At 31.6% G+C, this 23,291-nt stretch carries 14 protein-coding genes; 7 read left to right on the top strand and 7 right to left on the bottom strand.

Annotation, left to right across the window (positions count from 1 at the left end):
* The first annotated feature begins 146 nt into the window (after positions 1-146).
* The 3 genes from GN138_RS06580 to GN138_RS06590 all read left to right on the top strand — a co-directional run bounded on the left by GN138_RS06580 (position 147) and on the right by GN138_RS06590 (position 7,096).
* A complete protein-coding gene (locus tag GN138_RS06580) occupies positions 147-4,424 on the top strand; it encodes a T9SS type A sorting domain-containing protein (protein WP_157362999.1) in 4,278 nt (1,425 codons plus the stop codon).
* 177 nt (positions 4,425-4,601) lie between these two features.
* A complete protein-coding gene (locus tag GN138_RS06585) occupies positions 4,602-5,480 on the top strand; it encodes a PPK2 family polyphosphate kinase (RefSeq protein WP_157363000.1) in 879 nt (292 codons plus the stop codon).
* 170 nt (positions 5,481-5,650) lie between these two features.
* Complete coding sequence (locus GN138_RS06590) at positions 5,651-7,096, top strand: carboxypeptidase-like regulatory domain-containing protein (protein WP_317162721.1); 1,446 nt, start codon at positions 5,651-5,653, stop codon at positions 7,094-7,096.
* Here the strand turns inward: GN138_RS06590 and GN138_RS06595 are convergent.
* Both GN138_RS06595 and lysA read right to left on the bottom strand, forming a co-directional pair.
* Entirely contained in the window at positions 7,093-8,112 is a 1,020-nt protein-coding gene (locus tag GN138_RS06595) for an AI-2E family transporter (RefSeq protein ID WP_157363002.1), read from the bottom strand. The genes GN138_RS06590 and GN138_RS06595 overlap by 4 nt on opposite strands.
* 100 nt (positions 8,113-8,212) lie before the next feature.
* Positions 8,213-9,418 carry a diaminopimelate decarboxylase gene (gene lysA / locus GN138_RS06600; protein ID WP_157363003.1) on the bottom strand — a complete coding sequence of 402 codons (1,206 nt, stop codon included), beginning with the start codon at positions 9,416-9,418 and terminating at the stop codon, positions 8,213-8,215.
* 120 nt (positions 9,419-9,538) lie between these two features.
* On the opposite strand from lysA, the gene GN138_RS06605 reads away from it, so the two are divergent.
* The 3 genes from GN138_RS06605 (at position 9,539) to GN138_RS06615 (ending at position 12,000) form a co-directional block, all read left to right on the top strand.
* Entirely contained in the window at positions 9,539-10,195 is a 657-nt protein-coding gene (locus GN138_RS06605; RefSeq protein ID WP_157363004.1) for a hypothetical protein, read from the top strand.
* A 112-nt stretch (positions 10,196-10,307) separates the two neighbouring features.
* Positions 10,308-11,498 carry an ADP-forming succinate--CoA ligase subunit beta gene (gene sucC / locus GN138_RS06610; RefSeq protein WP_157363005.1) on the top strand — a complete coding sequence of 397 codons (1,191 nt, stop codon included), beginning with the start codon at positions 10,308-10,310 and terminating at the stop codon, positions 11,496-11,498.
* A gap of 163 nt (positions 11,499-11,661) precedes the next feature.
* Positions 11,662-12,000, top strand: a complete 339-nt coding sequence (locus GN138_RS06615; RefSeq protein ID WP_157363006.1) for a hypothetical protein — start codon at positions 11,662-11,664, stop codon at positions 11,998-12,000.
* A 104-nt stretch (positions 12,001-12,104) separates the two neighbouring features.
* Here GN138_RS06615 and GN138_RS06620 read toward each other — a convergent pair whose 3' ends face one another.
* Together GN138_RS06620 and GN138_RS06625 are read right to left on the bottom strand one after the other, a co-directional pair.
* On the bottom strand, positions 12,105-12,365 hold the full coding sequence (locus GN138_RS06620) for a DUF1456 family protein (protein WP_157363007.1): 261 nt from the start codon (positions 12,363-12,365) through the stop codon (positions 12,105-12,107).
* Between the two features lie 50 nt (positions 12,366-12,415).
* Positions 12,416-13,219 (bottom strand): alpha/beta hydrolase, encoded by an 804-nt coding sequence (locus GN138_RS06625; protein ID WP_157363008.1) that lies wholly within the window; start codon positions 13,217-13,219, stop codon positions 12,416-12,418.
* A 142-nt stretch (positions 13,220-13,361) separates the two neighbouring features.
* Here GN138_RS06625 and GN138_RS06630 point away from each other — a divergent pair, with 142 nt between their 5' ends.
* Positions 13,362-13,763 (top strand): TerB family tellurite resistance protein, encoded by a 402-nt coding sequence (locus GN138_RS06630; RefSeq protein ID WP_157363009.1) that lies wholly within the window; start codon positions 13,362-13,364, stop codon positions 13,761-13,763.
* Positions 13,764-13,921: 158 nt separating this feature from the next.
* On the opposite strand, the gene uvrB is transcribed toward GN138_RS06630, so the two are convergent.
* From uvrB to GN138_RS06645, 3 genes are all read right to left on the bottom strand, one after another.
* A complete protein-coding gene (gene uvrB, locus GN138_RS06635) occupies positions 13,922-15,925 on the bottom strand; it encodes an excinuclease ABC subunit UvrB (protein ID WP_157363010.1) in 2,004 nt (667 codons plus the stop codon).
* 35 nt (positions 15,926-15,960) lie between these two features.
* Positions 15,961-18,306: a choice-of-anchor L domain-containing protein gene (locus tag GN138_RS06640; protein WP_157363011.1), complete on the bottom strand. Its 2,346-nt coding sequence runs from the start codon at positions 18,304-18,306 to the stop codon at positions 15,961-15,963.
* Between the two features lie 73 nt (positions 18,307-18,379).
* The gene (locus GN138_RS06645) at positions 18,380-23,212 is read right to left on the bottom strand and encodes a T9SS type B sorting domain-containing protein (protein ID WP_157363012.1); all 4,833 of its coding nucleotides are present in this window, start codon (positions 23,210-23,212) and stop codon (positions 18,380-18,382) included.
* Positions 23,213-23,291: the final 79 nt, after the last annotated feature.

The following is a 23,291-nucleotide window of genomic DNA, read 5'->3' on the forward strand; positions in this document are numbered from 1 at the left end:
GATGGTTCACCGAATTAATGAAATTCACCTCATTCTCACAAGTATCTTTGAGCTATAATTATCAAATTAAAGGTTAAAGTAACCCCTTGTTATTTAAGCAAACCCTTAATTAAAAATTTAAGTAAATCAAAAAACCCCTATTTGTTATGAATTTTAAATCCTTACTTTTCTGTGCCTTATTTGCAAGTTACAGTTTAACAATTTTTGCGCAATCCCCTGGAGGTGTTGGTAAAACCGATATGTCAATGTGGGTGAGAGGTGATTTTGGTGTCAGCGATTCTGGTACTCTAAATTGGTTAGACGATAGCGGACTGAATAATCCACTATATCAGTCAACAGAAAATGCTAAACCAGTTCAAACTAATGCAATTAACTTTAATAGCACATTTACCTTTGATGGTTCAAATGACCGTTTTGCAATTTCTAACTTAAATTATACAGCAGGTCAGTCTATTAATAAGTTATACGGATTTGTTATTTATAAGACCGATTTTAATTCTACAAGCTATGCTGGTAACTGGTCTTTTATAGATTTTGATAGAAGTGAAACTTATAATTTCTATGTGCATGGAGATGGTAGGTTGGCCATGTCTTATCAATCTGGAGGCACTCAAGATTTAGTGGCTTCAACAACATCTAATGATAATTCAGCACACATAGGAACGTTTATTTTTAACAGCGATGAAATTAATGAATCTGTAATGCGATTAGATGGTAATATAGATTATTCTGGTGATAATACAGCGAGTTCTATTCTCGCTAATTCTAATAGATACGGATTTGTTGGTGATGGCTCAGAAGCCGATACAGAAAACGGAACTACAAATGGTTTTAACTATGATGGTGAAATAGCTGAAATAATTTTATACGAAGAAAATAGTTTAACAGCCGAAGAAATTCATAAAATAGAATCTTATTTAGCCGTAAAATACGGAATAACCCTAAACCAAAGTATTGGGAGTTATGTAAATTCATCTAATACTGTAATTTGGGATAACATAACTTATTGGAATGATGTTGCTGGTGTTATAAACGATAGTAGTGTTGGTTCAATAAATCAAAAAGTTGGTCAATCTAACAATAACAATCAATTGATTATTGCTTCTACTAATGATTTTACATCTTTAAATAATGATGCTGCAAGAACAGATTTGGCATTAGGTTCTTCATTATTATTTGGTCATAATGGAGATGATTTTGAAGCTATTGGTTTTGATATAGCAAATGACGAGTATATCATAGATAGACATTGGTATTTTCAAGAAGTTGGTGAAACTGGTGATGTTTATTTAGCAGTACCTAAAGCAAGTTTTAAAAGTGACGATGTTGATTTAATAGTAAGTACTGATAATGTATTTGATGGTAATGACACAAGGTATACGTTAAACGAAGATTCAACACATTTTTATATCTCTTTAAACATTAATAATGGTGATTATATAACTTTTATAGAAAAAAATCCGGTGACTCCAGGAGGTGTTTTTGGCTCTAAATTATGGTATAAAGCTGATGCAGGTGTTGATGAAGCTAGCGGAAGTGTTTCAGCTATTTCTAATCAAGCTGGTAATAATTATAATTTATCACAGTCAAGTGTAGCGAGTCGTCCTTCAAATACTAACTTAATGAATTACAATCCAACGTTTACGTTTGACGGAACAAATGATAGATTGCCAATAGAAAATTTAAACTATTCTAGTACAGATAATATAAATCAGGTTTATGTATGGACGGTTTATTCTACGACATATTCAGATTTATCTAATAGCACAAATACTTACGATAGCAGAAATTGGGGATTCTTAGATTTTGACAGAAGTGAATGGTTTAATACATCTGTTGGAGGCGATGGTACTTTAGGGTTCTCTTATCACCCAACAAATTCGGATATTGTAGATGTAAAAGGAACAACAATTACTAATACAGGTATACCACAACTTGGAGGTTATATTTTTGATACAACAGAAGTTAATGAAACCTCAATTAGGTTAAACGGAGCAGAAGAAATTAGCGCAGATTTAACTAATACGGCATTAAATAGTTCAAATAGACGTTATGGTTTTGTTGGTGATGGTTCTGAGGCAACTAGTTTTAATTCTTCAGCAAACAATATATACTATTCTGGTGATATTTCAGAAATCATATATTTTGAGAACGTAACTTTAGAACCATCTAAAATAGAAACCATAGAATCTTACTTAGCTTTAAAATATGGTATAACGCTAAACCAAGCCATTACACCAACAAGTTATTATGCTAGTAATTGGGATGGAACAACTGGAGATATCACTTGGGACGCTATTGAAAATAGTGGTTATAATAATGATATTGCAGGAATTGGTTTAGATACAAAAACAGGCTTAGATCAACGCGTTTCAAAATCTAGAAATGCAGATGCTTTAATTGCATTTTCGCTAGATAATGATTTTGAAGCGTCAAACACTGATAATTCAATAAGAACTACAGAGCATGCAACTGATTTAAGTTTTATGACTTGGGGAAATAATAATGAGGCTATACAATGGTCTTCATATGACTCTACATCTTGTGACAAACAAATATTAGATAGAGTTTGGCGTATAGATGAGACAGGTTCTGTTGGTACAGTATTTCTTTCAATTCCAGATTATAGTAGTACTTTAACAAGTAAATTACCTTCAAGTATTACAAATTTAAGTCTAATAATTAAGCTTAGTGATTCAGATTTTACAATAGGAGCAACTGAGATACCTTTGACATTAAATGGTACAAATTGGGAGCTGCCTACAGGTATTAATTTTGAGGATGGTACATATTTTACAGTAATATCCGAGCGAACTACAAAAACAGCTGTAGGAAGTGATTGGGAGCTGTCAGAAAATTGGTCTCCAATTGGTGTGCCAACAGCTGCTGATAATGTAGTTATACCTAACGGAATTATAATGACTATTGCAAATGCTAATGCAGAAGCTAATAATGTAAAAGTTGAAGCTGGAGCAGGCCTTTTAATTGACACAACAGCAGATTTAATGGCGAACTGTAAAGTAGTTTTAGAATCTATGTCTACTAGTTATTCAAGTTTAATTTTAGATGGAACTATAACAGGTGATGTTGTGTACCAGAGACATGTTAACGAAGCGGCTTCTTCTGGCAGTAATACAGCTTCTAACGATTTAGTTAGTGCGCCATTAACAGGGCAAACATTTGGTGATTTTAGAGCTGCAAACTCTAATATACTTTCTGGAACAATAGGAGGAAGTCCTGCATTTTTATTTGGCCCATTTGATACTAACTCATTTAGCTATATAAACTATGGGCCAAGTGATGATTCATCTACATTAAATGCTGGTATAGGTTACAGAACAGGCTCTACAGATAATGGAACTTATACTTTTACTGGTAATGTAGAAACATCAGCAGTAACTGTACCAGTAGTTTCAAATGGAGATGTTTGGAATTTAATAGGTAATCCTTATCCATCATATATTAGTGTACAAGAGTTTTTTAACGAGACCAGTAACATCGAAGCTATGAATAGCGGATTTTATTTTGGTATATATGGATATGACGGAACAGCGCATGATGATTGGGTTATTTATAATCTTGCAAATATTACAGCTTCTACAGTAATAGCGCCAGGACAAGGGTTCTTTGTTGCTACAAATCCTAATGAGTCAGGTAACATGACGTTTACTCCTGTAATGCGTACCACTGGTAGTTCAGATGATTTTATTGCAGGAAGAAGTACTGCAGCTCCATTAACTTACCTAAAGTTAAAAGCGAGTGCATCTGGTAATTCTTATCATACTGATTTTTATTTTAATTCAAATTCTAGTTTAGGATTAGATCATGGCTATGATTCTACAACATGGAATAATGAAACACCAAGTTTTTCTTTATATTCTAATTTAGTAGAAAATAATGAAGGAAAACCTATGGCAATTCAGTCTCTTAATGATGCTGATTTAGCTAATGTTACTATTCCGTTAGGTGTACATGCAAATGCAGGTGAAGCTTTAACTTTTAACATAGAAGAGTCAACGTTGCCATCTGGTACACAGGTTTATTTACAAGATACGCAGTTAAATACATCAACTTTATTAACAACATCTAATTACGTAATTACACCGAATCTTAATTTGAGCGGAACAGGTAGATTTTATTTAAACATTGTAAGTAATGCATTGTCTTTAGAAACTGTAAAGCAAACCGAATTAGTACTTTATAATAACCCTAATTCTCAGGTATTAGTTTTAAAAGGATTATTAGATATGGATGCTACAATTTCTCTTTACGATATTCAAGGGCGATTAATTTCTTCTAAAAACTTAGAGACAAATACTAGTACTCAAAATATTGAATTTAGTAAATTAACTTCTGGTGTGTTTATCGCTAAAATTGAAGGCGTAAATGTCTCTAAAGCACAGAAAGTAATTTTTAATAATTAAAGATATATATTATTGTAAACTATGATTGTTTTTAATAATCGTGAAAAGGCTGGCCTAGTGTCAGCTTTTTTTTGTCATAATATGGCTGTTTAAAAAATGCCTAAATTAATTAGTAAAGAAAGACCTTTATTGCAAAAGCTATAAATCTTCATTATATTTCAGTGATTAAATAGACTTATGAAAGATATCAAAATTGAAGATTTTAAAATCTCATCTCAAATAAAAATAAAAGATTTACCAACATTTATTGATTTAGGTATTAATAAAAAGAAAATTGAACGCGAACTAAGAACCGTAAGCGAAAACCTGGCAGATATCCAAAATACTATGTATGCACATGGTAAGTATTCTGTTTTAATGTGCATTCAAGGCATGGATACAGCAGGTAAAGACAGTTTAATACGTGAAGTTTTTAAAGAATTTAATGTAAGAGGAATTGTAGCGCATAGCTTTAAAAAACCTACAGAATTAGAGTTAAAACACGATTACCTTTGGAGACATATTAAAGCTTTACCTGCAAGAGGAAAGTTTGGAATCTTTAATAGAACACATTACGAAAATGTTTTGGTAACAAGAGTACACCCAGAGTATTTAATGTATGAGAATATGCCTAATGTAAATAGTTTAGAGGACGTTAACGAAGAATTTTGGGACAGACGTTTTAACGAAATCAATAATTTTGAAAAACATATCGCCGATAACGGAACCATTGTTTTTAAATTCTTTTTAAATCTTTCTAAAGACGAACAAAAAAATAGACTACTTAGACGACTTAATAAACCAGAAAAAAATTGGAAATTCTCACCAGACGATTTAGATGAACGTAAATGTTGGGACGATTACCAAACCTATTACGAAGATGCTTTAAACAGAACTTCAAAAGAACATGCGCCTTGGTATAACATTCCTGCAGATGATAAGCCAACGGCAAGATACATAGTAGCCAAAATACTCTATGATACTTTAAAAGAATATACTGATATTAAGGAACCAGAATTACCAGCTAAGCAAAAAGCGAATATAGATTCTTATAAAGCTCAATTAGAAAATGAGTAATATTTATTATATGTGATTTTTGAATATCGTTGCGGACAAGATTTAGAGATAAATTCAAATTTTTATAATATTTAAAATTAATTTATGCGTCTATTTTATAGCTCTCTAATTTTAATTCTGTTCAGTTGGTTTAGTCTGTCGGCTCAAATTGAGAAAGATTTATATTTAGAATTTTAAATGTAGAAACCAATGCGCCTGTTCCGTATGCTACTATTAGATTTGCTAAGACTAAAAATGATACTATTGCTAATGTGCTAGGTGATTTTAGAATACCGTTTCGATATAAGAATGAACAAGAAATATTGAATATTAGTTGTATTGGTTATTATTCAAAAAAAATTAAACTTAATAATTTAGAAAATGCGCCATATCATGTTATTTATCTCACTCCAAAAACAGAAGAACTTACAACGGTTGTTATAAATTCTAAGAAAAAGCACAGCACAAAGAACATAGTGCAAAAAGCTATTGATAATATTGAAACTAATTATCCCATTGAACCTTATTCTTATATAGGTTATTATAGAGATTATCAATTTGTAGATGAAGAATATTTTAACCTCAATGAAGGTATCGTTGAGGTATTTGACAAAGGTTTCAAAACTCATAAAATAAGTAATCCGTTAAATCAAACAGCTTTATATAGATATAAGTTAAATTCAGAATTTGCCCAAGATTCTTTATTGAGCCATGCCATATATAATGGTGCTAAACAGATTAAGGATGGTAAAATGGGAAGTGCAATTGGTAATGAGTTAACATTATTGAATATTCACAATCCAATACGTAATTATAATACTGGTAGCTTTTCTTTTGTATATGTTTTTAAAACTGATTTTATTAAAAATCATAGCTTTAAAAATAAAGGCCTAGTGTTTTTAGATAACGAAGAGCTGTATAAAACTGAATTTTCTGCACTTAAAAATATTACAGGGAGTGCTTACAAGGCTTCAGGTTATATTTATATATCAAAGTTAGATTTTGCAATTCACCAATTTGAATATAAGTTATATTCTATAAGTCCAAGACAACTAATTTTAAGTTTGAATATAGAATATAATAAACAAGAAAATGGTAAAATGTACCTTAATTATATCACGTTTAATAATAACTTCTTTATCACACAAAATGAAGCTTTACAAATTGAAAGTTCATATTTTAATAACAGTAATCAGCGTTTTGTTATAAAATTTAATAGAGCGTTAGACTTAAAATCAATTGAAAAACTCAATAATATTAAAATAACTTTTAAGGACAGAAAATTATCTATTTATAATATTGAAGCTATTGATAAAAAAACTATAGAAGTACAGTTTAAAAAGGAGGATTCTAATTTTTTAAATGAAAATGACTATACAAATCAAGCGTTATTTGATATAAGATTAAAGAATTTTCAGGATGTACTTGGTTTAGGTATGGGCAAATCTAAACTTGAGGGGCATCAATTTAGAGAGCTGTTTGTGCAAAGCGTAAATTTTAAGGAAAACTTAAGCTCTAATTTAAAATTTATTGATAAAGGAGCGTCACTTAATAGTGAACCAATTAATAATGTTAATATTGATGATTATTGGTTAAACTCACCATTGAAGGAAATAAACACCAATATGAAAGATTAAATCTTGTCAGCCTTTCCGTACTCTTCCTTATAGATTTTTACTAAAGCCATAAACATACTTATTAATAATGGTCCAAAAATTAAACCTATAAATCCAAATAAAGGAACACCAACAATGACACCAATTAGCGTTATTAAAGGGTGTACATTATCTAATTTTTTTAATACAAATAATCGTATTATGTTATCTGTAGAACCTACTACAACTAAACCATATATTAAAATGCCCCAAGCCTGAAAACTATCACCATTAGATAGCGTTAAAATAAATACAGGCAAAATACCAACTAAAGTACCTACAAACGGAATCATAGAGCCAATAGTAACAATAACAAACCAAAATAAGGGCTCTTCTATACCAAAAATTAAGAAACCAATTAGTGCAATAAGACCTTGGGCAATGGCTACTAACGGAATACCTATAGCGTTAGACTTCACCATGGTCTGCACTTCTCTACCAATTTCGTTTATATTGTCTGTATCCATTGGTATATATTCCCGCAAAGATTCTCTTAACTCTTGTCGGTTGGTAAGCATAAAATATAGCATAAAATACATTAAACCTATAGCAATAATTAGGTTAAAGGTGTTGCCAACCATGCTTTGTGCACTATCTGATAGCCATGTGGTTATAGCTTCCGTATCCATTTGAGAATTAATATCTAAACCAGTTTGAAGTTTTATTTTTCCAACTTGGTCTTGAAAGGCCTGCATCACTTTTTCGCTATTAGCTGCAACATCAGATATTTTGTTACCCAACATAATACCAAAACCACTAAGCGGAACCATGACAACAATAAATGAAGCCAGCATAAGTGTTAGAGCTGCTATGCTAGATTTCCATTTATAGGTTTTAACTAAACGTCGCATAGGTTTTCTCAGAAGAATATAAAACGTTATTGCGCCTAAAACACCACTCAAATAAGGTAGCATTTCACTAAAAATTAAACTTCCTATCAGTAAAATTAATAGTAAAACAAATATTTGACGGATAATTTTAGGCGCAATTTGTGTCATGATAGTATTTTAATGTACACTCAAAATTAAGTGTATTCTAATACTATATGTGCTTTAATCCCTATAAAAATTAACGCAGTTACTAAAAAGTGCGTTGTTTTTAAAAATTTAAGATAACCTGGTTATGTAATATATCTTCAAAATCTTCACGTTTTCTAATAAGATGTGCTTTACCTTTGTACAGTAAAACTTCTGCTGGTCTGTAACGCGAATTATAGTTACTAGCCATAGAGTAACAATAAGCACCAGCATTTTTAAATGATAAAATATCGCCTTCGTTTATTTCAGCAATTCTTCTATTATTAGCAAAAGTGTCCGTTTCACAGATGTAACCAACTACAGAGTAGAAACGCTCACGTCCTTTAGGGTTAGAAATGTTTTCAATATCGTGCTGAGAACCATAGAGCATTGGTCTTATTAAGTGGTTAAACCCAGAGTCTATTTGAGCAAATATGGTTGAGGTTGTTTGTTTAACCACATTTACTTTAGCTAAAAATACGCCAGCTTCACTCACTAAGAATTTACCAGGCTCAAAAGCTAAGGTTAGTTCTTTTCCGTATTCTTTACAAAATTCATTAAATCGCTGAGACAATTTTTCGCCTAATTCTTCAATATTAGTTTCAATATCACCGGCTTTATACGGCACTTTAAACCCAGAACCGAAATCTATAAATTCAAGACTTTTAAAGTTTTTAGCTGTTTCAAATAGAATCTCACTTGCATATAGAAAAACGTCAATATCTAATATATCACTTCCTGTGTGCATATGAATACCGTTAATATTCATTTTAGTATTCTCTACAATACGAAGCAATAAAGGAATTTGATGGATTGAAATTCCAAATTTACTATCAATATGTCCAACGGAAATATTAGTATTTCCACCAGCCATTACATGTGGATTAATACGAATACAGACAGGTATATTAGGATGTTTAGTTCCAAATTGTTCTAGTATAGATAGATTATCAATGTTTATTTGTACTCCTAATTTTGCCGCTTTTTCAATTTCTTCAAGCGATACACCGTTTGGCGTAAATATGATGTCTTCTGGCTTAAAACCTGCTTTTATTCCTAATTGAACCTCTTGTATAGAAACCGTGTCAATGCCAGAACCTAATTTGTTAAACAACTTTAAAACAGAAATATTAGATAATGCTTTTACGGCATAATTTAATCTTAAATGCTTCACCTTACTAAAAGCTTTTGTCAATCGTTTGTACTGAAATTCTATTTTTTCCGCATCATATACATATACAGGACTTCCAAAATCTTTAGCAATTTTTAATAAGGTCTTCTCGTTCATTTTTTATAATCTTAATATTTCATTTTATTTGAAGGGTCGAAAATAGAATGAATCCTTAAAATAAACATATAAATGTAAAAAAATAGTTATTTTTACACAAAATGTTATATATTTAACAAAATGAAAACAATCGCTACTTGTGTTCAAGAAATAATTGTAGCTAGCCCATTTTTAGAAGAGGGTCTTTCTCGTCAAATAATAAATTTTTCGGCTTTAGCAAAAGATTTAAATGAGCCTATTTCTAAAATGCTACGTAAACCAGTAAAAGAGGGTGCAATAATGATGGCTTTACGTCGCTACCAACAACCTCTAAAATTAGAAAATTCTAAAAGTTTAAAACAAGCCTTTAGCCAATTAGGAGATATTACAGTGCGTTCTAATTTAAGTGATTTTACGTTTCAGAACTCAAAGACCTTAATAGATAGCCATGCTCAAATATTAGATAAAATTAGTAGTAACCATCAAATATTTTATGCGTTTACAAGAGGTATGTTTGAGAGTAATATTATTATTTCTACTTCAGAAAAAGACAGTATACTCAAAGCATTTAAGCACGAAACACAAATAGGTTTACAAGAAAAGTTATCTGCTATAAGTATATATTTACCTAAAGGGAATTCTAAAATTGTGGGATTATATTATCAAATTTTTAAGCGTTTGGCTTGGGAGAATATTACCTTATATGAAGTTGTTTCAACCACTAATGAATTTACAATTGTAGTTGAGGATTATTTGGTAGATAAAGCGTTTTCAGCAATAAAGCGACTTATTGATTAATAATACTGTTAGATATTGAATAATTTAGTAGGATAAAAATCAATAATAAAAACTATTGGTAGAAACTATTAGTATGCTTATTTTTGTTCGACCATTAAATTTCTGATTAAAAATGAATTTACACGAATATCAAGGAAAAGAATTATTAAGTAGTTTTGGAGTACGTATCCAACGCGGAATCGTTGCTCAAAGTGCTAAAGAAGCTGTTGATGCAGCAAAGCAATTAACAGAAGAGACCGGAACAGGTTGGCACGTTATAAAAGCACAAGTTCATGCAGGTGGACGTGGAAAAGGTGGTGGCGTAAAATTAGCCAAAAACCTTCAAGAGGTTGAAGAAATTGCAGGACAAATCATCGGTATGGATTTGGTTACACCTCAAACTTCTGCTGAAGGTAAGCGTGTTCATCAAGTTTTAGTTGCTGAAGATGTATATTATCCAGGCGAAAGTGAGCCAGACGAATTTTATATTTCTGTGTTATTAAATCGTGCTACAGGAAAAAACATGATTGTTTATTCTACCGAAGGTGGAATGGATATTGAAACTGTTGCTGAGGAAACTCCAGATTTAATACATAATGAAGAAATTGATCCTTCAACAGGGATTTTACCTTTTCAGGCACGTCGTATTGCTTTTAACTTAGGCTTATCTGGTTTAGCGTTTAAAGAAATGACAAAATTTGTTACAGCTTTATACACAGCCTATGACAAGTCTGACGCTTCTTTATTTGAAATTAACCCAGTATTAAAAACTAGTGATAGTAAAATAATGGCAGTAGATGCTAAAGTAACTTTAGATGCTAATGCCTTATATAGACATAAAGATTTAGCAGAATTACGTGATTTACGTGAAGAAAACCAAATAGAAGTAGAGGCAGGTGCTTTAGGTTTAAACTATGTAGACTTAGACGGAAACGTTGGTTGTATGGTAAATGGTGCTGGTTTAGCAATGGCAACTATGGATTTAATTAAGCAAGCAGGTGGTGAGCCAGCAAACTTTTTAGATGTAGGTGGTACTGCAGATGCAGCTAGAGTAGAAGCTGCATTTAAAATTATATTAAAAGATCCTGCTGTAAAAGCAATTTTAATTAATATTTTTGGTGGAATTGTAAGATGTGATCGTGTAGCACAAGGTGTTATAGATGCTTATAAAAACATGGGTAACATTTCAGTACCAATTATTGTTCGTTTACAAGGAACTAATGCAGACATTGCAAAAGAATTAATTGATAATTCTGGTTTAGATGTAATGAGTGCTACAGAATTCCAAGAAGCAGCAGATAAAGTTCAAACGGTTCTTGCTTAAGAGCTTACTGATATCTATAAATAATAAAATGCGCCTTTTTGGGCGCATTTTTTATATGCTAAAGTTTTGACTTAGTGTTTGTTATTGTTAAATAGTGTTAAGAACTGTAACAGTTTAATTTATTATTCGTCCATAAAGTATCAATCATATAAATCGAATAATTATGAAAACTTTAAAAATGCTTACACTAGTCGTAGCAATTGCGTTTAGTAGTGTACTATCAGCAGGTACAAATCCAACTAAAAAAGCTGAATCAACAATCATTACTGAAACTATTGGTAGTTTATTAAAGAATCCGCGCTTTCATCTTGAAAGTGATGCGCATATCATTGTGGATTTCTTTGTAAATAAGGATAACCAAATTGTTGTCTTATCTGTAGATACAGATAATACAGTCATTGAGAATTACATTAAAGGTCGTTTAAATTACAGAAAATTACCTAAAACAGCTATTAAGACTAATAGGTTTAAAATACCAGTAATGATTAAGAAATCTAATTAATTAAAAAGAGCAACTAATGTGTTGCTCTTTTTTTTATATGGTTGTAGATTAAAGTTTTAATGATAAAATAGCTCGATTATTTAAATTTAAAGAGCCAAATAAAATTAATCTTTTTTCTTTGGTGTAGTTTTCTTTTCTCCCTTTTTAGGTAATGGTCCACGTAAATGAATGATTAAACCATTGAGGAAGTTTCTCAGTATTTGATCACCACAAGCCATAAATTTAGGATGATCTTCATTTCTAAATAAAGCATTGAGCTCACTTTTAGAAATTCTGAAATCTACTAACTCTAATATTTTTATAATATCGTCGTCTCTTAGCTTGTGTGCTACTCTTAATTTTTTAAATATATCGTTATTTGTCATTGAATATTTGTTTTTATTCCCGTAAAAGTGGAAATCTGTTAGTTTTATTTTTAATTATATAACCATTTATAGGCTATACCAAAGTTAGAAGCCCAAAATTCTTCATTGTGTTTTCCACCATGAACAATATGGTTTTTAATTTGTGATGGATGCAAACCTTTACGGTCTAATAAATTTAGCATTTCTTTTAATTTAGGTAGCATAGTTTCACCTTCTTCCGTGCCAGCTAAAAAATAAAATTTTGACGTTTCTGGTATTTCAGTGTGTTTTACTAAATCGAATATTTCAGGGTTTATCCAAAACGCTGGCGAAAACACACCTGCTTTTCCAAATACTTCTGGATATTTTATTACCGCATAAAATGATATTAATCCACCAAGTGAAGAACCAAAAATAGAGGTGAACTCCGCTTCTGGTTTTGTTCTATATGTTTTATCTACATATGGTTTTAAATTGTCTTTTATAAAATTTAAATAGTCATCTCCATGTCCTCCTCCATGTATTTTGTGTTTATAAGGTGTAAGTTCATCTATGCGTTTTTCGTTGCCATGTTCAATACCAACAATTATACTTTGGTTGTCTGTTTGGCTGTCCATAAACTCATCAACTTCCCACTCACCTGAATAGGAGGTTTTTACATCAAAGAGGTTTTGAGCATCATGCATATAAATTACAGGAAAACTTTTTTCTGTGGTTTTGTATGTTTTTGGTAAATAAATCCAAATAGTTTTTACGGTATTTAATTGTAATGCTTCAATATTAATTTTTGTAATATTCTCTGAAACAGTGCTTTGTGTGGTTACTTGGTTGGGTAATAATCCAAGTAAGACTAAATAAAAGAGCTTAATTTTCATGCTAAAATAGCGTAAGTCAATTGACAAACGTTATTATTTTCCGACAAAGTACATTTAATTTTTCGACAAGATACATTATATCAACGACAATAAAATAAACAACCTTGTTAACTTTACATTGTAAATTAATTCACCCTCAACCATGATTAATCGCGCAGAAAAGTTGAGCTTATTGTCAGAAATGATTGCATTTGCTCAAACAGATGAAACTATAAACTCCATTGAATATAATTTTTTATTCAGTATAGCTAAACAATTGGGTATCTCTAAAGAAGATTTTGAATATCTCTTTGAGCATCCTGTAACTTATGTGCATTTAAAATCGCATAGCGAACGAATTGTGCAGTTTCATAGACTGGTTTTACTTATGAATTTAGATCATAAAGTTTCATCTAAGCAATTGGTTAAAATTCACAATTTTGGTTTAAGAATGGGATTAAGCCATGAGTCTATAAACCGTGTTTTAGATTTAATGGATAGCTTTCCAAATAAAATTGTACCACCAGATTTTTTAATAGATATTTTTAAGGTTCAGTATAATTAGTCTCAGTTTTAGTGGATAGATATAGTAAAAAATATACGTTATTGGGTTATTAAGCCAGTATGTTTTTTTCTTTACAACTTTTTGTGAAAATTACTGTTCTTAACTTTAGTCTTCCTTCAATTTTTTAGTTTTACACTTTACACTTTACACTTTACACTTTACACCTTCAACTTTTCCAACTTAGTTTGATAAGCAGTAATTTCATCTCTAAATTTTGCTGCTTCTAAAAAATCTAGGGCTTTTGCCGCTTGTTCCATTAGCTTGCGTTTTTCTCTTATTTTCTTTTCGAGTTCACCTTTTGTTAAATATTCACTTTCTGGTTCTGCTGCTATTTGTGCATCTAATTCTGTTCTATACGTGCTTACAGAGTTTTTGGTTAAAGCACTATCTAAACTTTTATTTAATGCTTTTGGTACTAAATTGTTTTTGGTGTTGTAGGCTATTTGTTTTTCTCGTCTATACTCAGTCTCGTCAATGGTTTTTTGCATGCTTTTAGTAATTTTATCAGCATACATTATGGCTTTACCGTTTAGGTTTCTTGCCGCTCTACCAACCGTTTGTGTTAAAGAACGAGCGGATCGTAAAAAACCTTCTTTGTCTGCATCTAATATAGCAACAAGCGAAACTTCTGGTAAGTCTAAACCTTCTCGTAGTAGATTTACGCCTACTAATACATCAAAAACACCCTTACGTAAATCTTGCATAATTTCAACACGTTCTAAAGTGTCTACATCACTATGTATATATCTGGTTCTAACTGAAATTCTCGTTAAATACTTCGTTAGTTCTTCAGCCATTCGTTTAGTAAGTGTTGTTACCAATGTACGTTCGTCTTTTTCTACACGCGTTTGAATTTCTTCAATAAGGTCATCAATTTGATTTAAACTTGGTCTTACTTCAATGATTGGGTCTAATAAACCTGTAGGTCTAATAATTTGTTCTACATAAACACCATCTGTTTTTTGCATTTCGTAATCTGCGGGTGTTGCAGAAACAAAAATTACTTGGTTCTGTAGCGCTTCAAATTCTTCAAATTTTAAAGGTCTATTATCCATGGCAGCGGGTAACCGAAATCCGTAATCTACTAAATTCACTTTTCTACTTCTATCACCTCCATACATAGCATGGACTTGAGATATGGTTACATGGCTCTCATCAACCACCATTAAAAAATCATCAGGGAAATAGTCTAACAAACAGAATGGTCGCGTGCCAGGAGCTCTTCCGTCTAAATATCTAGAATAGTTTTCAATACCAGAACAGTAACCTAGTTCGCGTATCATTTCTAAATCAAACTCAGTACGCTCCTTTAATCGTTTAGCTTCAAGATGTTTTCCGATGTCTTTAAAGTAATCAAATTGTTTAACCAAATCATCTTGTATGTCTTTAATAGCATTATTTAATACATCTGGTGAAGTCACAAACATGTTTGCGGGATAGATATTTAATCTATCATAACGTTCTATAACTTCATTAGATCTTGCATCAAAAGCTTCAATCTCTTCTATTTCATCACCAAAGAAATGAATTCTATACGCATGGTCTGAATAGCCAGGAAAAACATCTACGGTATCGCCTTTTATTCTAAAATTTCCATTTCTAAACTCAGCTTCGGTTCTAGAATATAAACTCTGTACTAATTGATGCAATAATTTAGTACGCGAAATGACTTGGTCACGTTCTATAGAAATAACATTTTTCTGAAATTCTACAGGATTTCCAATACCATATAAACATGAAACGGAAGCAATAACTATCACATCGCGTCTTCCAGATAATAGGGAAGAGGTTGTGCTAAGTCGCATTTTCTCAATTTCTTCGTTTATAGATAAATCTTTTTCTATATAAACACCAGACACCGGAATGTAAGCTTCAGGTTGGTAATAATCATAATACGATACAAAATATTCAACAGCATTATTTGGGAAGAATTGCTTAAATTCTGAATATAATTGAGCTGCCAGCGTTTTATTGTGCGCTAATACTAATGTTGGTCGTTGTACTTCTTCTATAACATTGGCAATGGTAAATGTTTTACCAGAACCTGTAACACCCAAAAGTGTTTGGTATTTTTCATTTGCAGTAACACCTTTCGCTAATTTTTTTATAGCTTGTGGCTGATCACCAGTAGGTTTAAATTCAGATTCAATTTTAAATCGCATTTTACAAAGTTACGATAAAGATTAACGTAAGACAATTAACGTCTCAAGGCAAAATGCCCAGTATAAGTTGTGCCGTCTATAAAATTTGCTACATACCAATAATCGTCACTAGGCATTGGTTTACCTTCAAAAAGACCATCCCAACCATCGTAAAAAGTGAGTTGTTGTGTAATTAATTTACCATATCTGTTATAAATCTCGATAGAGGTTATTTGCTGAAATTGTTCTTCGGTGCCAAAGACTTTCCATAAAGGATTATAATCATCTCCATTAGGTGTAAAAAACTTTGGAAAGCCTAAAACCGAAATGGTTTCTTCTATTACTCCACAACCATTTTTGTCATTAATGTACACTGTATGAAAGCCTTGAGTAACATTTGAAAACATGTTACTATCTTTAAAAATTTCGTCTTCGTCTAAAGCAAATTCATAATTACCCTCGCCAGAAATATTCATAGTAACCGTATTGTATGGTGCAACACCATCTATAGTTACACTTTCTATGGAAGCCATTTCAGAAGGTATAATTGTAATTGTTCTACTAGAAGAACAGCCATTTGGATCAGTAACGATTACCGTATATGTACCGGCTTCTGTAACATCAAAGAATAAGGTATCAACTTCTGTTAAGTTACCATTAAATTCCCATTGATAATAATAATTATTTGGCAAATCATTTATAACGCCTCCATAAATAGTGAGCGGTTCTTGTAAATCATTTATACAATAAATGAGGGTTTCATCTTCTTCTAATAACGGTGTGTAAAGCACATTAAGATTTACAGAAGAAATGCTAAAACATTGATTGTTGCTACTAATTTTTACGTAAATGGTCTGAGAATACGCAGTGGTATTAGTAAAGTTACTAGGTAAGGGGTTGCTTTCAAAAAAAGCATCATTTTCTGTTTCAAAATATTGTACACTTGCATCAGTTGGGATTTGGTCTATAATTGAAGCTTCAATTTCAGATAAATCGAACGGCGCAAAACCATCTACAATAGCACCATCACAACCTATTAAATCTGGTATATTAATAATGTTATTGGAGATATCTAATTGCAATTCTGCAATTTCAGCACAACCAGCGGCATTTAAAATTCTTGCATATACTATTTGAGATGGCTCGGTATTTTCAAAAACTTGAGGATTTATTATGCCATTTATTTGCGCGATGGCATCTGCTTGTGATAAATAAAACCTATCCACATAAATGGCTTGGTCTCCATTTGTTAAATCTGAACTGGCATCAAATAAATTATAGGTTGTTAAACCGTCTTGGTTAAAATCACACTCTACCAAAACAGCATTGGCTACAATTGGAAATGGCGAATATTCTACATCAGCTTCACCATAGGCAATACAGCCATCGTCTAAAGTAACTTCTACTTTGTAGTTACCTGCTTCTGTAACTTCATAAGTACCACAGTCTGTACAACCCATTGGGTCAGATTGTACTAAAATATCATCTTTGTACCAATCATAAGCATTGAGACCATCTTGATACGCATTTAAAAATCCAGATTCACCATCACAGAAAGCATTCCCTGTAGCAATCAGTCGGTCTGGGCCAATATCCGTAGATAACTCAAAACTACCGGCTTCTAAAAATACGGCTGAATCGTATCTGTAATTAAATTCATCTGCAATAACTAATTTAACATGATAGGTTTCATTAGGCGTTATTGTTGCGGTAGCTGTTAATATTGCTGTTTGTCCATTAAAATTGATAGGTGCACTTGTGTTATTAAAACTGCCGAAATAGGTTTCGTTTTCTGGAGGACAGCTACCAGGCACACCAGGTGTAACTGTGGTAACTTTTACAGGTGTATCTGTGTTAGGGACTATAGCAATATTTGTATAATCTTCAGTATTATCTGCTGGTTTTATTAAAAAGCCAAATACATCTGAAAATTGACACGTGTTAGAATTATTTTCTTGATATTCCTCTGAAGCAAAAATGTAGTTAAAACTGACTTGAGATGCCACAGATGTAAATTCAAATTCTAAAATGGTTGCATTGATGGTTCCAGATTCATTTAATGCAATTTCTAAGTCTGTGTCACCATTCCAATTTGAAGCATCATCATCGCTTAAACTGTCATTTGGTCCTGGGGCATTGTTTAGTCGCCCTGTACTAAGTACTATGCCAGATTGAAAAGGGAAAGATGTTCCTGTAGCGTCAAAATAACCATAACTTTGATCACTACCTCCAAAATCACCACCAACAACATTTGTAACATTTATGTTTTCTATACAATTACTATTTATAAGAATGTCTTCTACAAGTTGTTGAGGGGAATAACTTTGGCTATCTACTAATATATTTTGTCCATGTGTAAACACGAAAAATAATAGGAAAACTAAAAAAATACTTTGCTTCATTTTCATCTTAAGGGAATGCAAATATAATCAACTCTCTTAGTCCGAAATTATAATAATTGTTAAACGTAAAAAGTTAACGACGTAGCGAAAAATGCCCAACGATTTCAAAAGTTTTACCATTTTGTTGTACAACAGCTGTAAACCAATAATCGCTGGCAGGCATTTTTTTACCATTATAGGTTCCGTCCCAACCTAAGCTATCGTGATTTAACTGTGTAATTAGTTTTCCTTTACGGTCGAATATTTTAATAATAGTGCCAGGAAGTGTTTCTACACCAGCTATATGCCAAGTATCAAAATCACCGTCATCATTTGGAGATAAGTGTTTAGGCGCATCAATAACTAAAACAGTTCTGGTGACTTGGTCACAACCATTTTGGTCAATAATAGTTACAGTGTTATAGCCAATGGGTACATTTTGAAAGAAATTGGAAACTTGAGCATCTCCATTGTTTAATTGATAAAGATAGTCTCCAGCGCCTTCTATGGTAACTGTAATATTATTTGGGTCAGAGAAATCAATTGTTTCTATAGTGTTAATAATTGCAGATTCAGATTCTATAACATTAAATGTACTGGTATTTTGGCAACCCAATTGATTAGTAATAGTCACCCAATAAGAGCCAATTTCAGTAATTTCAATTTGAGATGTTGTGGCATTTGTGGACCACAAGTATGTATCTAAAGAGTTACTAGTTTCTGCTGAAACGACGAGTGGTAAATTATTAAGGCAAACTACTTGGTCATCAATTGAGATGTTTGGAATGTCGTTAATTACTACAGTAAACTGCGTAATATCATAACAGCCAGTTACATTGTTTTCTAATCTTACAAATATGATTTCATTGTTAAAGGCAATATAATTTTCATCAAGGGATTGCAGGTTTTCAATAGCATTAGATTCAGAGTTGTAAAATGAGACTGAATACTCATTAGGGTTTTGATTGCCCAAAATAGCGTTGTTTTGTTGGGTTAAATCCACTTGAGTATAACCATCAAAATCATCATCACAAACCATTAAATCATCAGGTTGATTTGCAATAGGTAGCGCATTTATAAGCAACTGAAAAGGATAAGTGGCATAGCATTGGGTTGTACTATATTCTACTCTAGCAAACAGCGTTTCGGTTGTGCTGGTATAAAAATAATTGGTATCTAAAACGTTTTGTTTGTTTTCAGCATCTAGTTCATTAGCGTAATAGCTAATAAGAACATTAAAGGTATCGTCTAAAATAATGTCATTAATTTCTAATAAATCAACTTGATTTTCTGAGTTTTCACAAATTTCATAGGCTTCAAAGGTATTGATTTGCGGAGGACTATTAACAATTAATTGAAACGGAACCATATCAAAACATTCCGTAGTTGCATTTCTAATTTTAGCAAATATGGTTTGAGGGTTAGAGGTGTTAGTATAGGCTTGAGGATTTGTAATTGCATTAGTATTGGCTATTAAATCTGCTTCAGACTCAAAATAAGTAAAGTCAATATTGTATTGTCTGCCATCTAAGACTTCTAACTCTATTTCAGTGAGATTCCATTGCGGAGAAAAATTATAATTATCGCCACATGCCGTTAAGGATTGACCAAATTGAACTTCTGGAAGAGATAAAGTACTCACAGTAATTGGTTTTACATCAAAGCAACCAGAAGCGATGTTCTCAATACGTGTGTAAATAATTTGTGGATTATTAGTAGCTGTAAAACTTAAAGGAATTTCATTAGAGGCAGCTTCGGCGTTTGCTGGTGTAAGGTGAAATGTAACATTTAAATTTGTAGTGCTATTTTCGATGATTTCAATAATTTTTTCATTGAGGTCAGTTGAAGCTAAACCGTTGTTGTTAACATCACATTCAAAAATATCTGTTGGATTATTATAGATAGGAGCTTGCCGTATTTCAATAAGCATTGGTGCAATAGTAAAACAACTATTTTCGTTTATATTTTGAAGTCGAACAAAAATGGTTTGTGGATTAGATAAAGGGAGATAACCAGATTCTTTATCTATGGCGTTAATATTGCTTAATGCATCATCTTCAGTTTCAAAATATAGAACTTCCATATTTTGTTGATTTCTAATTATTTGTGGGTCTTTTTCGGTAAAATAAAATTCTGAAGGAAGATTAGGGTCTACTACACAATTTATAAAATCTGGTATTGGAATTAAATTTGGATTAGCATAGATTAAAATATCATAAGGTATTACGTTAAAACAATCTAGGTCAGTCATTTCTACTCTAATAAATATTTTGGTTGAGCTTGTGTTGTAATTATTAAAATTTTCAATTTTTAACTCATCTTCTACGGCATTATCAAAGGTTTCAAAAAATGAGAAGGTTAATTGAGAGCTGTCATTGTATAATAGCGGTATTATGTGTTCTAAATTTACTGTAGATATTAAATCTTGGTCGTCATCGCAAATAATTAATGGCTCAACATCATTAACTTCTAAACTATTTGTGACATTTATTTGTATAGTTGTAATATCATAGCAGCCTGTAAAAATATCTGTGAGTCTCACGTAAAAAAGATGTTGGTTGCCGTTAATTTCAAAAATTTCAACTAGTTCATTTTCTTGATTTTCTGCATCTTGTAAAGAATTATAGAGTTCTACAGGACCAGTAATGGTTTGCTGTAATAAAAACGTATCTTTTATAGGTGGTAAGGTAATGTCTGCAGTATTTGTTTCTATATTTATATTTCCGCAATAATCCATACTTAAGGGTTGTAAATTTAAGCCTGGATTTAAATGTAATGTAATTTTAGAATAATGTGTGCAATCTTCATAAGAAGAAGCTATAAATATGCTATTGCCATTAGCTACTGTATGTACAGAATTTTCATCTAATGCGTTTATAGATGCATTTCGATCTTCTTCTGTGGCATAAAATGTTAGGTCTATTTCAAATCCATCTTTTAGTTCAGTTTTAAGTTCGGATAGATTAAAATCATATAAACCATCATTAGAGTTATCGTCACATCGGGTAATAATTTTTTCTTTTTCTAATAGATTGTAAAGTAGGTTCTTATGAATTTCTATAGTCATATAAGTTGGGCAGTTTTCATCTATAAATCTAATACTGATAGGTATACCTAAACTGTTTTCTGATGTAGTAATAAGAGGAGGAACTCCAACAATTAACGTATTTAGACTGGCTTCTATGCCCGGGAATTCTTCTTCTAATTCGTCAAATATGTCAAAAACATTATATGTAATTGGTAAGGTATTATAGTTGTAGGTTTCTCCATCGATAGTTTCGGTAAGGTTTGTTTCTAAGCAACTATTTATAATATATCTACCAATATCTGGTTGAGGAATATAGTTTAGGTGTATTGGAACAATAGAGGCACAAGGATTTAAATCGCTCTGTACTCTGGCATAAAAAGCTTCTGCTTGGTTTTCAAAACTAGGCATTTCACTAAGTTCGTTTTGCATATTAATAGCATCCTCTTCTGTGAGATAATATGAAACGGTTGTGTAAAATTCGAAATTTGACACTGCAAAATCGATGTAGAAGAAGTCATTTAAACCTAAATCTGAGACCATAAAGTTACAGATATCTAACGTTAATTCATATGTGTTAGGTGAGTTATAGACAAAGATATCAAAGCTTCCTATTTGTAAGCAATCACCGTCTAAACTTTCTATTCTTGCAAAAATAGTATGTGTTACATCTGTGTTTTGGAAAGAACCAATTATTGGATTGGAGTTTGTTTGTGCATCATCTTGGCTTATGTGATAGGATATAAAATAATTGTCAGATGGTAATGATTCCAATATTTCTTGGTCTTTTAATAAAGAAAAGTCAAAATTATATAGACCATCACCTGGTGCAATATCACAAATAGTAATATCTGTAATTGGTGCTGCTTCTTGAAATGGAATAATTTCAATTTCTATGGAATCGTATAAAATGCAATCATTATTAATTGTGGGTATAGTAATTAATACCTCGTAGTTGCCGGACGTTGTAACTTCTATGGTAGCACTGTTTTCATCAATAATTTCGTTTCCATTTAAAAACCAAGTATAACTTGCTAGAGTATTATCTATATTAGCATTGAGAGTTAAATCTGCGCCACAGATAGATTGATTGGGACCTAAATTTACTGAATTACCAAAACCATCGGCTTCAATAAAAACAGAAGTGTCAAAACGTTGATCAATATGGTCTGCGACGACCATTTTGATATGATACGTTTGATTTGGTATAATTTCAGCTGTTGCAGTTAATACCTCTGTTCGTCCATTATAATTGGTTTCCCCAAGATTATAATCATTAAAAAATGTTTCATTTTGAGCATCACAGAAACCATTAATGTCTGGGTGAATTGTATTTGTACTAACTTCTATTGATGTGTCTGGTACAGTTGCTATGTTAACGTAAGGCTCAGATGTACCTGCTGGTTTAATTAGTATTACAAATACGTCTTTAAATTCACAAGGATATTCTTGTTGGTATTCATCTGAAGCAAGAATGTATTTAAAAGAGATAAAATTATTTATGCTAGAATAATCGAATTCAATTGATGTAGCATTTAGTGTTTGCGTAATACCAGTAGTGTTTTCTATATCAGCATCAGAGGACCAATTAATACTACCTTCATTTAGGTTTGATGCAATAAGTGTATTACCAGCAGAATTTACACTTCCTGTTGATAGTATTAATCCGTTAAGAAAAGGAAAATTTGTTCCGTTATTGTTAAAAGTTCCATAACTAATAATACCATCTAAATTGCCGTTAATGCCAGATGAAACATTTGAGGCTGTAGCACAACTATTACCTACTAAATTTTGTATTAAAGTATTGGGTGTTTGAGTATTATCTGTTACAATTTGCTGTGCATAACTATAAAGTATATACATAGAAGAGAAGAGAAATAAGAATATATTTTTCTTTTTCATTTTAAAAGTAAAACTAGACAATAGCAATTTTAGAAAACTAGGTTTTCCTTTTTTTGTTTTAAAAGTAAGAAAAAAAAAT

Source organism: Winogradskyella endarachnes, from assembly GCF_009741275.1.
Lineage (GTDB): Bacteria > Bacteroidota > Bacteroidia > Flavobacteriales > Flavobacteriaceae > Winogradskyella > Winogradskyella endarachnes.